Annotated in this window: 11 protein-coding genes and 1 pseudogene; 9 read left to right on the forward strand and 3 right to left on the reverse strand. The window is 51.7% G+C overall.

Annotated elements, in window-relative coordinates; genetic code table 11:
* Positions 1-53: 53 nt before the first annotated feature.
* Positions 54-3,872, reverse strand: coding sequence for a hypothetical protein (locus AC5JQH_RS22415; protein WP_493806088.1), 3,819 nt, complete (start codon positions 3,870-3,872; stop codon positions 54-56).
* Between the two features lie 490 nt (positions 3,873-4,362).
* On the reverse strand, positions 4,363-4,830 hold the full coding sequence (locus AC5JQH_RS22420; protein WP_041343552.1) for a hypothetical protein: 468 nt from the start codon (positions 4,828-4,830) through the stop codon (positions 4,363-4,365).
* A 172-nt stretch (positions 4,831-5,002) separates the two neighbouring features.
* Here AC5JQH_RS22420 and AC5JQH_RS22425 point away from each other — a divergent pair, with 172 nt between their 5' ends.
* The 7 genes and pseudogenes from AC5JQH_RS22425 to AC5JQH_RS22455 all read left to right on the forward strand — a co-directional run bounded on the left by AC5JQH_RS22425 (position 5,003) and on the right by AC5JQH_RS22455 (position 10,621).
* Entirely contained in the window at positions 5,003-5,899 is an 897-nt protein-coding gene (locus AC5JQH_RS22425; protein WP_072678654.1) for a cation efflux transmembrane domain-containing protein, read from the forward strand.
* A gap of 4 nt (positions 5,900-5,903) precedes the next feature.
* Positions 5,904-6,419, forward strand: a complete 516-nt coding sequence (gene lspA, locus AC5JQH_RS22430; protein ID WP_023011862.1) for a signal peptidase II — start codon at positions 5,904-5,906, stop codon at positions 6,417-6,419.
* Positions 6,420-6,516: 97 nt separating this feature from the next.
* Positions 6,517-7,425 carry a cation diffusion facilitator family transporter gene (locus tag AC5JQH_RS22435; protein WP_023011863.1) on the forward strand — a complete coding sequence of 303 codons (909 nt, stop codon included), beginning with the start codon at positions 6,517-6,519 and terminating at the stop codon, positions 7,423-7,425.
* A 42-nt stretch (positions 7,426-7,467) separates the two neighbouring features.
* On the forward strand, positions 7,468-8,460 hold the full coding sequence (locus AC5JQH_RS22440) for an arsenic resistance protein (RefSeq protein ID WP_197492701.1): 993 nt from the start codon (positions 7,468-7,470) through the stop codon (positions 8,458-8,460).
* 44 nt (positions 8,461-8,504) lie between these two features.
* Positions 8,505-9,143 carry a DsbA family protein gene (locus AC5JQH_RS22445; RefSeq protein ID WP_011786689.1) on the forward strand — a complete coding sequence of 213 codons (639 nt, stop codon included), beginning with the start codon at positions 8,505-8,507 and terminating at the stop codon, positions 9,141-9,143.
* Positions 9,144-9,162: 19 nt separating this feature from the next.
* A pseudogene (locus AC5JQH_RS22450) lies at positions 9,163-10,005 on the forward strand (cytochrome c oxidase assembly protein).
* Between the two features lie 28 nt (positions 10,006-10,033).
* On the forward strand, positions 10,034-10,621 hold the full coding sequence (locus tag AC5JQH_RS22455) for an SCO family protein (RefSeq protein ID WP_031211045.1): 588 nt from the start codon (positions 10,034-10,036) through the stop codon (positions 10,619-10,621).
* Positions 10,622-11,144: 523 nt separating this feature from the next.
* On the opposite strand, the gene AC5JQH_RS22460 is transcribed toward AC5JQH_RS22455, so the two are convergent.
* Positions 11,145-11,726: an HNH endonuclease family protein gene (locus AC5JQH_RS22460; protein ID WP_493806089.1), complete on the reverse strand. Its 582-nt coding sequence runs from the start codon at positions 11,724-11,726 to the stop codon at positions 11,145-11,147.
* Positions 11,727-11,952: 226 nt separating this feature from the next.
* On the opposite strand from AC5JQH_RS22460, the gene AC5JQH_RS22465 reads away from it, so the two are divergent.
* Positions 11,953-13,254: an IS1380 family transposase gene (locus AC5JQH_RS22465; protein ID WP_493805489.1), complete on the forward strand. Its 1,302-nt coding sequence runs from the start codon at positions 11,953-11,955 to the stop codon at positions 13,252-13,254.
* An 840-nt stretch (positions 13,255-14,094) separates the two neighbouring features.
* Positions 14,095-15,939: an ATP-binding protein gene (locus AC5JQH_RS22470; protein ID WP_493806090.1), complete on the forward strand. Its 1,845-nt coding sequence runs from the start codon at positions 14,095-14,097 to the stop codon at positions 15,937-15,939.
* The last annotated feature ends 15 nt before the right edge of the window (positions 15,940-15,954 follow it).

Here is a 15,954-nt window from a genome sequence, read left to right on the forward strand (position 1 = left end):
TAGAACGCAGCGGAATTGCCGCCTGGTGCGGCGCATTGTTCGGCTCAATTTAATCAGTCTTCATATGGATCGCGTTCAGCTTCGCGTTCAGCCTGACGCTCATATTGTTCAGCGAACTCGCGCATTGCCGTAGCGAACCGTGTGTAACCTTTGGAATCGAGCTGTTCCGCCTTTTCCCGATTTTCGTTCGCAAGCCTAAGTTCCTCTTGCCCATGAGTGAACCCATGAACTCCACGATCGTTGAAGAGCTGTGTAGTGAAGCCAGAGCGCATTTTGCTCGTGTCGCGAAGGTTCAACGCTGTAGCGACCGAGTTGTGAATCCATAATCCGTCGGGATCCGGTGGAGCACAGGTTAATACATGGCCAATTTGAATTTGAGCAACTTCTGCATGCCCTGACTTTTCTGTTAACCGACGCGCTTCCTGGAACCACGCGTTAAAAACCTCCGCACTGAACGTTCCATCATCTTGGCTTCCGGGACAACGTTTCCATTCGGTGAGAAGTTTGTATGCGTTTTTAGCGAGATACTTCTTCTGCTCATCGGGATCGTCGCAATCATTCTCGTTGATATTTTTGGAGCGAAAAACGAGCCCAATCGCCTCGGCGAAGAAAGCTGGATCAGAGGCAATTTGTTCTTCCAGAGTGACCGGTGATCCAGATGAGAATCGATCAAGCCACGGGAGAAAATTCCATTCAATTCGGAAAAGAGAGTCTTTATCAGCTGTTTCGGATTCCTGAAGGTGCTTTATCAATTCAACTGTCTGGTAGCTGTTCAGCTCTTCAATTCCACGTTCACTTCCAATGACAGCGAGAAGAGCGCGCGTGGCTAGAGGTTCAATGAACAGCGACCTATTGCGCGCCATGTGAGCAACGCACATGACCGCCGCCCCTTCGCGTCCATATTCGAGCAGTTTCTCGACAGCGACCGTCAAGTCGCGATCTGGACCATAAGGATTCACCTTCGCATTTTTCCAGTACAGTGCCTCGTGAGCGGTGGTCAGGTGGGAGGCAGCCCTCTTCCATATTTCCTCTTCAAAAGGAAGGAGGGTTAGGAACTTGGATTGTTGCTCTGGAGACCACGCCCGTTCAAGAACTGCATCCACCCATTCAGATTTGAGTTTCCAGAAGCGAGCCCAAATGAACCCGGCAACAACTTGAGCCGTTATGTCTTCCTTGGTATCCAACAGCGAGGGCAATATTGAACTCTCCATCTCATCAGATGCGATCATGCCAAGCGCTCGACCTACTTCATAAGGGGCGGCGACCGTCGCAGCGAAGTTCAGGGCGGTATCGACATTACTGTCACCTATGATTTCAACAATAGCGACTTGACGTGCTTCATCTAGTCGCCTGAGCTGCTCATCGTAATTTCCTTTCTCGTCATACAGATCAAAATCCCTGCCGCCAAAAAGGTGATGGTATTTAAATGCTGGTGAGGTTGGCGCGAGCGCTTCCACAGTTTCCGCGATCTTGTTGACCGCATCCTCTGGGAGTGCCCAATCTGCACCGGAAAATTTCCGGTGATGCCGAACCAACTCATCAAGACTTTCCCAAATAGGCAAGCGCTCCGCCTCAGATAACGATACAACAGCGTCCGAGCTCAGATGGTCGAGCAGGCTTTCATGAGCAGACTTTGGTAAATCCGATAACCTTTTGATAAGTTCGCAGAGCTTCTCTGAATCACTCTTTGCTAGAGAAACGGCGAGATCAGTGAAGGCAGTGATCTGTTCCCAATATTCGGTTCTCAGGACACCGTCTTTCCAATCCTTCGGAATGAAGTCGCGCCAAACAGGGCGATGACACCCACTAGTGAATCCGTGACTGTGTGGTAATAAAGCCAGGAGAAGTTTCCAGCCAACATCCGGTTGCTCTCTCACGACAGCCTCAACGGCCGATTTACGCTTTTCGAATGGCGCAGTGGTCTGCACATGCCATGGCAAGAAGATATCTGCCAACGAGTTCGACGGGCGATTAGTCCAGTTCCCACCGGGATCGAACGAGGCAATATCGGCGAGAATAACTGAGACGCGGGAGAGGAATTCGGGAGACCAAGCCAAGGTTTCTAGAGCCCAAAGAAGTCCGCTCATATAGTTCCAGCCACCCGGTCCACCTCCTCCCTCTTCTGCGAAGATCTTATGGAATGGCGTGTTTTCTAGATCGACAAGAACAGATTCCACTGCATCGAGGAACTCGTCGGGCGCAGCTTCAGCCAGAAGCGGCATAATTGAATCAAGGCTAGCCCAGCGATCCCAATTCGCCTGGTGCAATAAGCTTCGCACAACTAGAAGAGCGGTGGACTCTGCTTTCCCGACGCTACAAGAAGTCAGTGCCTTTGGACGGCTTCCGATCAATGCCAGTGTCTCGGAAATTCCTTTCCGAATCAGAGATGAATGAGTCAGCACTTTGCCATGAATGCTCGCGGCAAATCGATCGTCCTTGGGAAGGTCAAATTTGGGGTCTCGCTCCCCGAGCACATATACCGCCGTCTTCTGAAATTTATCTAGATCATCATCGGTAATCCGACTACCGAGTGAACCCCACGCCTCGCCACGTGCAACAAACCGCCACCTTTCGTCAATTTGAATCAGGGGAGAGTCCGAACGAAGCGTGTCAGGTCTCAGGATCTCGATCCACTCCCCGTAACTTTTTCCCAGCAACATCTCCAACGCGGAGCGATCTGCGGGGCTTGATCCATCCCATTTCCCCACCAGACCTGCTTGCGCGATGAGAGTCGCATTGTCCCATGTGGCGTACGGAGGCAGAGTTCCGTAGCCTCGCAGGTGGCGGCGAAGAGCAGAAATTCGGTCGCCTCCAATCCTAGCAAGCTCTCTGGCGCGCATATCGGTGTATCCAGACTCTTTGAGAACCGACTCGATTTGTGATCGCGACGGACTCCGTAGCTTTAGGATTTCCGGGCTGCTCCCTGACCATGCGCCACAAAGAGGCACCACCACTGCATGGCCTTTACGACGGGCTATTGACTGAAGTGTTGCACCTTCATCGGTTTCTAGGCCAAGACGAGGGTCCGCAACTAGAACGTGAGGGGATCGGGTTTCAACGATGCTCCTCCAGGCTTGTTCGTCGTTAATGTAAAGACAACGATTGCTGAAACTCCCAGATGCGTCCGGGTCCAGTCCTGCGAGAAAAGCCGAGACGAAATCCGCGACGTCTTGCGGACTCTCAGCGAAGAGCATGAGAACCTGTGTCTTTCCTTCAAATAGTGCCTGTAAAGCCTCACATGCTCCAGACCGTCCGACAGTAAATAGTTGAGGCGGAAAGGGCGGGTCTTCCGCAGAGCATTCTGAAATTAGATCGTGCCAGTGCTCGGTTGCGGTCGATAGTCCTCCAAGCTTTTCTGTCAAATTCATTTTCTTGGCCAGCCATTTTCCAACGGCCGGATATTCTCTTAACCAGTCGGCGAGCTTAACGCCGTCTATGACTCGTACCAGTTTCCATCCTTTGCCTTTCCTTCGTTCCAACCACTTCGTTTGCTCGGGTTCATTCCAACCCCCGGCGCCCGATGACCGCGGAGTCACGAACACGAAGGTGGAATCAGCGCGTTCATTATCACCAATTTCGTCAGTTCGCTTTTTGAAATCATCAGTTGCCTTACTCTGAGGATCGGCTCCAGTTCCAATTTCCCAATACGACCTGCCCTCTGGAAGGAACTCGAGAAATCCCTCCTCCGTTTCAACCATGCCGTCCCAACCAGGCTGGTTCACAGCATCACCATAGGGAATTCTGCAAACGGCGAGGGTTGAACTGGACTGCTTAACAAGCCAGTAAACGAGTTCTGGAATGACTGATTGGCTGTCTCTCGTAGGCGCGTAACGCTCCAAGTCGCCTGCGTGAACAATGTGGGTGTGGTCCATGCTTACGCTTCCCTAGATCTATATGGCCTGGTAGTAGCGTCCATTTATATTCTCAGATTCATCCCAAGCGCTTTTGGAGTTCCGAAATTTTCACTGTGCCATTACTGCTGACTTTGAACTAACAATCGCTCAGCACATGAATCGATAAAACAATAGCTTAGACGACCATGGCCATCGGTGCCATGAATCCATTCAGCGCCTGCAGTTTGCTCTGCCGATGATGCTGGATGAAATGTTTGTGATTAGCTTGGAAGATTCATAGGAAAGTCCTGACCCATGTGTTCGCTTTTGTTTAGGAGAGTTAGGGAGCCACTACGGTCGCAAAGCGAACATTCGAAGTGGTGCCCAGAGCGCCATCTTCCAGCCGTAAAAGGCCAGGGATTTCGTTGAGACCGAAACCCAGCTACTGCGCCGTTTTCACAAACTTCAGCCTATCAAACTCGCCAGTTACTACGCGTCTGTTAAGTAAAAGTATTTGAAGGCTTCTCGATCACTCTACCTTTAGATTTTGCTGGTATTGCAGCATTTGCTCCATCATCAGCTGCATTTGATCCATGCGCTCCTGCATCATCTGAATTTGTTGCTCGTTAGACAGACTACCACCATTCTTTGATTTACCGCCGCCGTTCATCATGTGCTGACCTCCCATCATGCCGTTTTGTCCACGCATCATGCCGGGGCCCATCATACCGTGATGCATAAAACCCATTTGCTCTTGCATCGCCTCCCTGTGTTCTCGCATCAATCGTTGCCGTTCTTGCGGTGAAGCTTCATCAGGAATGCGTTGCATCAGCTGGTTCATGTGAGACCAGTTCTGGTGCATCTGTTGCATTTGCTCCTGATCCATCATCATGCCAGGACCATGCCCTTGCCATGAGCCTTGATCACCATGCGCTAGCACGAATGCAGGAAAAACCAACAACGCAGCGGTTGCTGTAAGTCCTTTAAATGAAATCATAAAGTTTACCCTCGAAATAAAATTAGACGTCCACATCATCGCACTTATCATTGTAGATCTTTATCCAGACAAACGCCGATTTTGACGACTACTAGTGTAGATTAGTTATTGACCCTGTAGTGGCTACAGGGTTTTAAATTGCATCATTTGTACGAAAACCGGAGCCGAGAAAATGAGCAAACCCTGCAATGGGCAGTGTGGTAGTGAAGACTCTGTCGTAGATGACAAGTTTCAGGGACGCGCCACCGCCGAAACAGGTAGCCAGCTAAGCACCTACAAAATACCAAAAATGGATTGTCCCTCGGAAGAGCGAATGATTCGAATGGCACTGACTGGCGTTGAAAACATTCAGTCGCTGTCATTCGATTTATCGGGTCGTACATTGGAAATTATCCACCATGGAGAAACCGGTCCTATTACCAGCAAACTGGAAAACCTGGGCTTGGGTGCTTCCTTGCAGCGGACAGAAGACGCCAGCGCTGAATCCGTCAGAGCGGCTGAATCTTCTAAGGCCAACGAAAGCGAAGAATCCGGCACTTTATGGATACTGCTGGCAATCAACGGCCTGATGTTTCTGGTCGAGATGACGATGGGCCTGATCGCCCAGTCCGCTGGCCTGATTGCAGACTCGCTAGACATGCTTGCCGATGCCGCCGTCTACGGTCTCGCGCTTTACGCCGTTGGGCACGGCATCAAAATGCAGGTCAGAGCGGCGCATGTGGCTGGCATACTCCAGCTTATCCTTGCCGCTGGGGTACTGGTTGAAGTTGGCAGGCGCTTTCTGTTTGGCAGTGATCCCCAGTCGTCAATGATGATGGCCGTCGCATCTGTGGCCCTTATTGCCAACATCAGTTGCCTGCTCCTGATCGCCAAACACCGTGACGGCGGTGCTCACATGAAAGCCAGCTGGATATTTTCGGCCAATGATGTGGTTATCAATCTGGGAGTTATCCTTGCAGCCCTTCTTGTTGCCTGGACCGGCTCCAACTACCCGGATCTGGTTATTGGCGGTATTGTGGGAGGCATTGTACTCATTGGTGCCAAGCGCATCCTTGCGCTAAAAGGATAATTCGATGTCTGAAGACCGTTCTCGCTTTTTTACGCTCACTTTTCTCGGCTTTTCGGCACTTATAGCTCTGGCCGACCAACTTATTAAATGGCTCGTCCAGCAATCCATGGCTTACGGACAATCGGTTGAGATCACCCCTTTCTTTAATTGGGTGCACGTATGGAATAAAGGCGCTGCCTTCAGTCTCTTTGCCGATGGCGGTGGCTGGCAGCGATATTTTTTTATTGCGATAGCCATTGTCGTCTCGGCTGTTCTGGTCAAATTGATTCGGGACAGCCATAAGCGAACCGAAGCACTAGCCTATTCGATGGTACTTGGCGGTGCATTTGGAAATGTCATCGACCGAGTTTTTCGAGGCTATGTTGTCGATTACCTGGATTTTCATTGGCAATCCCGGCACTGGCCGGCGTTCAACCTTGCCGACGTGTTCATCGTCCTGGGCGTGGCCATGATTTTGGTCACGAGCTTCACAGCCGAGAAAGGTGCCGGGAATAACATGGAAAATCGCCAGAATGGCTAGTTTTCGCGCGGTCGCAACACTCGCTAAGCCCTCTGAGCCAGGCTTAGCGAGTGTTGCGACTACGTTTAATTGAACAGCAACGACCAAGGAGAAAACAATGGGCCACGAGCATGCTCACATGTCACCGGATACTAAGGATAAGAGAGTTGCAGTAGCTATCTGGGCGAACGGTATCCTAACCTTGGCTCAGATCGCTGGAGGGATCTTCGCTGGCAGCTTGGCGCTGATAGCCGACGCTATACACAACTTTTCGGATATGGCGTCACTATTTATCGCATTTGCGGCGCGGAAGATTGCACGCCGCCCGGCCGACTCGAAGATGACCTTTGGCTACGGGAGAATTGAGGTTGTTGCGGCACTCATAAATTACACCACTTTGATAATGATCGGGGCATATTTGATCTACGAAGGTGGCATGCGATTCATAGATCCCCCGGAAATCAAGGGGTGGTGGGTAGTTTGGCTTGGCATTATCGCATTGGTAGTGGATGGTTTGACCGCGCTGCTTACTTACTCCATGCAAAAGGACAGCGTCAACATCCGTGCGCTGTTTCTACACAACTTGTCTGATGCGTTTGCGTCAATTGCAGTCGTTGTAGGCGGCGCCCTGATTCTCCTGTACGACATGCGTTGGGTTGATCCCGCGATCACAATTGGTATCGCAAGCTATATTCTCTACCTGGGTCTAACGGAAATCGGCGGAACCATCCGGACACTCATGCTGGGTAGTCCATTGGATATCGACACAGATTCTGTCATCGAGGCTTTATCAAACGTAGAAGGCGTTTTAGACCTTCACCACGTACATTTCTGGCAGATGGGTGAGCATGATGCCTCCCTCGACGCCCATGTGGTGGTCGAAATAAGTGCCTGGAATGAACTTGAAAAAGTCAAGGGTGGGATAAAACGAGCTTTGGAAAACGAGTTCGGCATCACTCATTCAACATTGGAGTTTGAACATCCTGATCACAGTCACAAAGATGCCCATACTTATGGCCATGGCTAGCAGGGCTGCTGAAAAGGGTACCGTGTGGCAGATATGCTGCGAATGGCCGACATTCCACTCGGTTACGAGCACGCCATGCGAGACGTAATTGAACGCCACCAGGTCTGGGCCTACCTCATCGCTGTTGTTTTCGGACTGTCTGTGGATTGGACATCGTCCCTCGGTGACAGTGTGCCGGATTACTTAATCTGGGGGTTGCTCGGAGTTCTGCTCTACGCCACATTTACTCAAACACCGTTGACCCACCTGTCTGATATGTTCCGGGACCGTCGGTTCATGGGTGCCTTGCTCACCGGAAATTTTCTGGTCATGCCGGCGATCACTGCCTTGCTGATATTGGCGCTGCCGGACAATGACGCGCTGAAGTTGGGAGTGCTTCTGGTATTGCTGATGCCCTGTACCGACTGGTTTGTCACCTTCACTCACCTAGGCAAGGGGGACAGCACCCGAGCCATTGCGGCAACACCGGTTCTGCTGATTGCTCAACTGGGTCTTCTTCCACTTTACCTCTGGCTTTTCATGGGTAATCAGTTCGACGTGAATCTTGAGCTTGGGCGGCACCTCCTGCCGGCCTTTGGCGGGCTGATTATTGTCCCGCTTATCCTGGCATTTCTGACTGAAAAATGGGCCGAAAACTCCAGAAAAGCCATCGGGTTCATTCGCTTCATGGGTCTGATGCCGGTCCCTCTGCTGACAGTCGTACTGTTCATCATCTCAATGACACAGGTCAGCCAGATCGACAGTACCGGCTCACTTATCTGGCCCTTGATGATTCTGTTTCCGGCCTATCTTCTAGCTGCGGCTCTGGTTGGAAAGGCTCTGCGCCGGGTCTTTCGATTACCGGTAGAAACCGGTCGCACCGTCATCTTCAGCCTAGGAACACGCAACTCCTTCGTGGTTTTACCTTTGGCACTGTCAATGCCAGAGGCCTGGGCTGTGGCCGTCGTGGTGATTGTCGTCCAGTCTTTGTTGGAACTGTTTGGAATGATGCTTTATCTGCGGTGGGTGCCTAGTCGGCTGCTACCGGACACCTGAATAATCTGAAACCCGTAAACTCATTTAAAATAGGAAGATCTCCCGTGCAAACCCGAACCCTGGTCATCAGTCTCCTTCTTTTTTGTCTGGTTGTCTTTGCTGGTGCTTTTGTTATTTACGATCGCTCCCAGGGCACTAATGAACCCGCCGTTGTTGAAAAAACGCCACTGGTGAGGGATTACTCTCCCGTTATTGGCCCTGAGGACGCGCCGGTAACCATTGTCGAGTTCTTCGACCCATCCTGCGAAGGTTGTCGCGCCATGCATCCCTATGTGAAACAGATTCAGGCTGCCTACCCGGACAACGTGCGTCTGGTACTGCGCTACGTATTGTTTCACAAAGGCTCGGAAGAGGCCGTCAGAATTCTGGAAACCGCCCGTGAACAGGGAATCTATGAACCGGTGCTTGACGCTGTTATGGAAGCACAGCCGAAATGGCACGATGATCCAAAGGTCACCGCAGCATGGGATGCGGCGGCGTCAGCCGGGCTTGACGTAGAAGCCGCCCGGGCCGGTATGAACTCACCCGAGATTGACGGCATTATTCAACAGGATGCTGCGGACGTTAAGGCGGTTGGAATTTCCGGAACCCCAACATTCTACGTTAACGGAGACATCTTGAGCCGCCTGGGGCCTCAGGAACTGTACGACCTGGTGACATCCAAGGTAGAGTCACTGGAATAACAACAAAACCGGCAACGCTATGTCACTGCTTGACTACCTTCTACCCTACGATTTCTCGCCGCTGACCGTGCTGAGCTACATGCTCGTGATGGGGTTCTATGGCGTCGGGCTAATTCGGATGCCGGATTAGGATCGGCCTGGCTCGCTACGGATTTTTGCGTTCACCCTGGGGGTGCTGATCTGTTATGCGGTGATGCAGACGCGCTTCGATTACTACGCGCAATACATGTTCTTCGTCCATCGGGGCCAGCATCTGATTCTTCATCACATCGGGCCTATCCTTATCGCCCTGTCCAACCCTTTACCGGTCATGCGGTTCTGGTTTGAAAAAATCCGCCCGGGCTGGAGGCGCGCGCTACGGCCTCTGGGTTGGGTTTATCAGGTTCTGCAACAGCCCTTTATCGCCCTTTTCCTATTTGTTGGGCTCATTTATTTCTGGCTGTGGCCATCGATCCATTTCGACGCCATGCTCAGCCGGGAGCTGTACTGGGTCATGAACTGGAGCATGTTGCTGGATGGTCTTCTCTTCTGGTGGTTGATCTTTGACCCAAGACCGCCGGCGATCACCTCATCGTTGGGGTATGGCAGACGCATGTTGGTTCTGGCTGCCGCGGGTGTGCTTCAGATGTTTCTTGGGGCGTGGATCGTGTTCTCACGTGACATGGTCTATGACGTTTACGAAGTCTGTGGCAGGGCCTGGCCGCTGGATCCAGAAGTCGACCAGCTTCTGGGCGGCATGCTGACCTATATTCCTCCGGCCATGATGAGCATTCTTGGCATTCTTCTGATGCTCCGGCGAGCCATGCATCAGGACGGAAAATATACCAACCAATCCAAACAACTTGAGGAAACAGCGTCATGAGAACTCGCTTCTGGCGACAGCCAACATCATATCGGCGACCTTAACGCTGATAGCATCCCTATTGCTGACTGGTTGCTTTGGCAATGACGAGGAAGACTGGAACGGTAAAAACATCAGTGGCTTGATGCCTGAGCTGGAATTCGACCTGATCAATAGCCAGGGCAAGTCTGTATCTGGCGATGATTACAGTGGCCGCGTGAGAATGCTGTTTTTCGGGTTCACCTCGTGCCCCGATGTTTGCCCGACCGCCCTGCAAAAACTCAATCAGGTAACCAGTGGCCTGGACCCCGAGCTTCAGGATGAAGTACTCACTTTGTTCGTGAGTGTCGATCCGAAACGTGACACGCCCGAGCGCCTCGCAAAATACGTGGATTTCTTCGGTGACAATATTGTAGGGCTCACTGGAAAAGAACCCCAGCTTCGTGAACTGGCAAAACGATATAGGACAACCTTCGGTTATGACGAACCTGACGCTGATGGAAATTATGCGGTGTCACACAGCAGCGCGATTTATGTATTTGATCGCGAAGGTAACCCTCGCCTTTTAATGCGGCCCGATTTGAGCGGGGAAGAAATTCGGCATGACCTCGCTGCTCTTATTCAGGAGGATGCCTGAGTTAACGAAGCTTGCCATTGGAAAGTAATGCTTAGCTGCTGCGGAATACGGCAGCAGCCCGTGACTCAAGATTTGATTGTCGGATGCTTATGTTCATCTTTTGCCGGGCTTCACATATCCAGTTTTTTTGGCCTTTGGAAAGCTGGGGGCAGGTCAATCGGGGTAAACATCGGCTTAGCCCATTATCGCTAACTCTATACCGGAATTAGTTGGCACCTGAAAGTTGCTCCATCAACCATGATGAATCAAAGGCCAATGACGAGCTTGGAACCTTCGGGGGGGAGAAGGAAGGCCTGACTCGAATGTTCGCTTTTGTTTAAAGAGCTTGAGCTTAACTGAACGTCCAGAAAGGTCCGCTTTGAAAACCGAGTGGACGCAAAAGTGGGGTGATTTTTTTGCGTGCTACTACATGAACAGAAGTCACGCCATGGTTTCTTTCAGCTAACTTTTAGGATTTTAGATTAGTATGTTTACTAAACCTAAAAACGCTTATTCACTCACTCATACGATCATTTGGGATATTTTATATTGTTATAGTACTCGTATTCAACGCCAACTCGACCGGCCAAAGGTTGACTGGATCGTTCGCAAACTTTTCCCTTTTCTCCGAGGGCCACGTATTGGCCCCGCGCTCCCATGCCCACTTGAGTGGCACCACATGGTCAATATCAATATCCTGGCTATTCAGGATAACGTTGCCCGTAAATGGGCTGACCCAACGACCGGCAACGACCCGGCAACGTTTATCGCTCGCAAAACGCACCGGTTTACTGGAACTTGCGATCAATGCCTCAGCGCGACTGTTCTGGCAGTCGCCATCGGCATCGTCCCAGCCATGACCGAAGGCTGATCGTCTGTACGAATCGGCGGGATCTTCATTCAGTTTGGGCGCATCAGTGGAGGCCAGTTGCTTGGGTAAGCGACCGCCACGGGCCAAGCATGTCTCCATTGAGTCAAAGGCGTGGAAATTTTTGGTGCGATCGTAATATGAGCTTTCAGGTGGATGACAAATGCCGGAAGACGTCTTTTTGATTGTCTCAGCTGCTACAGGTGTAAACCCGATAAGCAGCGTGAGCGCCAGTATAGGATACTGGAAGTGCTTCACTGCCCACTCCTCGAATGAATAAACGGCCATTGCGGGCGTCATAGTAAAACGTGCGGCTGAGTCTGTCCTGCTGTGAGAGATTTCCCAATCGTTTTGCAGTGATCTCGGCTTCCGATAGACGCCTATCTAGCCCGGATTTCTCATGAAGGGATAAAAAGAAGCGGCTAAAAGTGCTATAGTTTCAAGAACCTAACCAATCCACCAAGCACCAGTAGCCGCATCCAAAATGGTACCTCAAAAACTGACCTTCTCGCCACTCTCCCGCCGCCAGATTGAAGCCGATTTCTCCGGAGGCCATATCACCTCGGATGCCGGTGTGTTGTTACTGCGCGAAGTCGACAAACAACACCGGTTAACCCAACGGCTGGCCGAGACTCTGACCGACCAGCGGGATCCCCGGATGATTCGTCATGGGCTCAACACCATGATCCGGCAGCGCGTCTACGGCGTGGCCAGCGGCTACGAAGATCTGAATGATCATGAAGCGCTTCGCTTTGATCAGGCACTACAAACCGCCACGGGTAACGCCTCCGCTCTGGCTGGCAAATCCACGCTGTGCCGAATGGAACAGGCAATGGACCGGCAAACCATTGTGAAGGCCCATGAGCTGCTCTGGCACCACTTTATTGAACAACACGAAGAGCCGCCGAAGGAAATCGTGCTGGATTTTGACGGCACCGATATCCCGGTGCATGGGGATCAGCCGGGTAAATTCTTTAACCGGTATTACGACCATCACTGCTACTTCCCGCTTTACGTCTTCTGCGGCCGGCACTTGCTGGTGAGCTATCTGCGCACCAGCAACCGGGGTGATGCCCGGCACAGTTGGGCCATTCTGGCGCTGCTGGTGCGATTTATTCGCCAGTATTGGCCACAGACCCGGATCGTATTCCGGGGCGACTCCCACTTCAGCAAGCCCCGACTGCTGGCCTGGTGCGATCGCAACCAGGTGGATTACATCGTAGGCATGGCCCGCAACCAGCGGCTGGAGGCGCTTGCCGCCCCAGCCATGGACAAAGTCCGGACCTACTACGAGGCTCATGGCCATAAGCTCGCCAGCACCTTCCGCTTCCGCTACAAAGCCCGAAGCTGGCATAAGCCACGCTGGGTGGTTGCGCGCCTGGAATATGGCCCTCAAGGCCCGAACCCCCGGTTCGTTATCAGCTCCCGCTACGATGACGGATTCAAGCTCTACTACGAACAGTATTGCGCACGGGGTGATATGGAGAACCGGATCAAGGATCAACAACTGGATCTGTTTGCCGGTCGCACCTCCAGCACACACTGGTGGACCAACCAGTGGCGGCTGATCTTATCCGGCTTCGCCTACACCCTGTTCGAGCGTTTGCGGGTGCATCTGAAAAACACGCCCTTCGAACGTATGAGTGCCGGCACCTTGCGCTTGAAGCTGATCAAGGTTGGCGCAGTCATCATCCGCAACACCCGCCGAATACGGGTGTTGATGAGTGATAGCTATCCACACAAGAACGATCTCTCAGCACTGGTTCAGCGCTTGGTGCCCCAGTAGATAATCGGGCTCCCCCGGCCCGATACCAATGGGGGAAAGGGGGAGTTGTGCCTGAATGCCGGAAACTGGCTAAATAATCGCCAACTTCGACCATGACCACTCGGATCTGGCACTACCAGGCTTGGTCTGCGAAGGTTGTTGGAGCACTATGAGAAATCCGGGCTAGCAGAGTCTGGTGAAGAGCCGTGTGGTCAGGATGATCGGGGCTCAGCGCCGGCACGGATGCCAGGCAAACGCGACACCTGCCCAGTGGTGTGACGCGCCAGGGAGAGGCCTGGCTCCTTTTCCCAGAGCTGTTTCACCATAACCTCAAATTTTGCGCAGTCTACAGATCAAGGGCTAACGGGGATTAAAGCTTGAAAGCCGTCAGGTTTATTTGGAGGCTGTTACCTCCCAGTACTTATCGGTACCTCTATGCCCTGAACTGAGTGAGTTTCAGTCGAGGGAATAAACTTGTATGGTTTCCCATACCGGCCCATCCATAGGCTCATGGCATTCAATGACCTAGTGGAAGAGCTAGAGTGGAAGTTAGAGCAGGTGCCGGATGATACCGATGTTCTGATAAGTCATGGTCCAACACTACGCATCTTACCGAGGAACGAACTCACATCGGATGTCACGGCTTAGCACAAAGGGCCAATCAGCTGCTGCACCTCAAGGCACATACCTGTGGGCATACCCTTGAGTCTTATGGTTTTGAGGTGCGCGAATCAGATGGGGTAAGTTTGCGAACGCAATTACATGTAATTCGCGATACAAGCGAGCCAGTCCATCCACCTATAATTGTTTGTCTGTGACTAAGTGACTAGGGTCGCAATTGGTTTCGAGTGAGGGAATGCAATGAAGCTCAAGGAAGTCCGCATCAGAAATTTTCGTGGCTACAAAGATGAGATTTCGGTCCCCTTTGACGATTTAACCACTTTGGTCGGAAGAAACGATGCGGGTAAGTCCACTATCTTGGACGCACTAGACATGTTTCTCAACGACGGGGCGCCGGATAAAGATGATGCTTGTAAATTCGGCAATCCAAAAGATCTAACAATCACATGCGTTTTTTCTGATTTGCCTGAGTCCGTAGTGCTCGATCAGACAGCCACGACTTCTTTTGATGCAGAATATTTGACTAACCAGCAAGGAATGCTGGAAGTCCAAAAGACCTTCAATGGTGAACTCGAAAAGCCAAAGCTGAGCTCGTTATACGTAAACGCATATCACCCAACACACGTGCATGTGGCTACTCTGACAACTCTCAACAATACCGAGCTAAAACAGCTGGCGCAGGAACTCCGTGCTGATACAAGCAACGTTGACAAAAAGGTGAATGCGCAACTCCGTGAAGTTCTTCGAGGCTCGGTGAAAGAGCTGGGCCTTGCCCCTGTTTCGGTATCATTGATGGAAGGGAACGGGAGTAACATATGGAAAGGAATTCAAGCGGCTCTCCCCGCATTCGCCCTTTTCAAATCTGACAGATCAAGCACAGATCAGGACCCAGAAGCTCAGGACCCGTTGAAATCGGCTATCAAAGAGGCTCTTAAGTCAAAAGAGGCAGAACTCAATTTGATAACGGAGCATATTCAACAGGAGGTCAAGAAGATTGCTGATCTTACTCTGGCAAAGCTTAAGGAAATGGACCCTACTCTGGCCTCCACACTAACACCCTCGTTCACGAAGCCCAACTGGAGCAGCCTCTTTAAGGCCAGTATCACGGGCGATGACGATATCCCCATAAACAAACGCGGCAGCGGAGTCCGGCGACTTATCCTGTTGAACTTCTTCCGGGCCAAGGCACAGAAGGCAATTGCAGAGCAGAGCAAGGCAAGTGTGATCATGGCGATTGAGGAACCTGAGACAAGTCAGCATCCTCGCAACCAGAGGCTGCTCGTTTCGGCTCTTACGGAGCTGGCAAGTACTGACCAAGTCATCATCACAACGCATACTCCAATGCTAGCCAGGGTTGTTCCTGCTGATTCCCTACGCTTCGTGACAGAGGGCGAGAACGGCGACAAAGACATTGCTATTGGCGGGACGGAAGAAACAAACGGTCTAATCGCATCAAGCCTTGGGGTACTTCCAGACCACACCGTTAAAGTGTTTATCGGAGTCGAAGGAAAGACAGATATTCCTTTTTTGAAAAACATCTCCAGTGTATTAATTGAGGCGGGGGAAGATGTGCCTGACTTGGGGCGCTTAGAGGTCGAAGGGGAGGTTATTTTTACGCCATTCGGCGGTTCCGGTCTTGCGCTTTGGTGCAACCGCCTAGCAAACCTGAATAGGCCTGAGTTTCACCTCTATGACAGAGATACGCAGCCCCCAGAGCTTCCGAAGTACCAGCGATACATCGATGAAGTGAATGCTCGCCCCAATTGCTTTGCCACCTCGACAAATAAGCTGGAAATAGAAAATTATCTACACGTCGACGCAATAAACGAGGCGATTGCTGATGCTGGCATTGACCTCCAGATCGGGCTGCAACCGGAAGACTTCCAGGACGTCCCAAGCCTTGTGAAGAATGAGCTGAATGCGGTGGCGCCTCAGGGAAATAGGTGGGGCGAGAGCCGCGTCAAAGAGTTTCTATGTAGTGCCGGGGCGGCGCATATGACCAAAGCACGTCTGGATGCAATTGACCCCGATGGTGACGTCTTGGCCTGGATGGCCAAAATCAATGAGTTCTTGGCTCAAGATTAATGATTTCCCAACACG

It is taken from the genome of Marinobacter sp. H13 (assembly GCF_059072335.1).

Bases quoted from the DNA above. Each gene is read 5' to 3' on its own strand.
- AC5JQH_RS22470 (WP_493806090.1), top strand. From the start codon at position 14,095: ATGAAGCTCAAGGAAGTCCGCATCAGAAATTTTCGTGGCTACAAAGAT.
- AC5JQH_RS22440 (WP_197492701.1), top strand. From the start codon at position 7,468: ATGGCCGACATTCCACTCGGTTACGAGCACGCCATGCGAGACGTAATT.
- AC5JQH_RS22425 (WP_072678654.1), top strand. From the start codon at position 5,003: ATGAGCAAACCCTGCAATGGGCAGTGTGGTAGTGAAGACTCTGTCGTA.
- AC5JQH_RS22465 (WP_493805489.1), top strand. From the start codon at position 11,953: ATGGTACCTCAAAAACTGACCTTCTCGCCACTCTCCCGCCGCCAGATT.
- AC5JQH_RS22435 (WP_023011863.1), top strand. From the start codon at position 6,517: ATGGGCCACGAGCATGCTCACATGTCACCGGATACTAAGGATAAGAGA.
- AC5JQH_RS22420 (WP_041343552.1), bottom strand. From the start codon at position 4,830: ATGATTTCATTTAAAGGACTTACAGCAACCGCTGCGTTGTTGGTTTTT.
- AC5JQH_RS22415 (WP_493806088.1), bottom strand. From the start codon at position 3,872: ATGGACCACACCCACATTGTTCACGCAGGCGACTTGGAGCGTTACGCG.
- lspA (WP_023011862.1), top strand. From the start codon at position 5,904: ATGTCTGAAGACCGTTCTCGCTTTTTTACGCTCACTTTTCTCGGCTTT.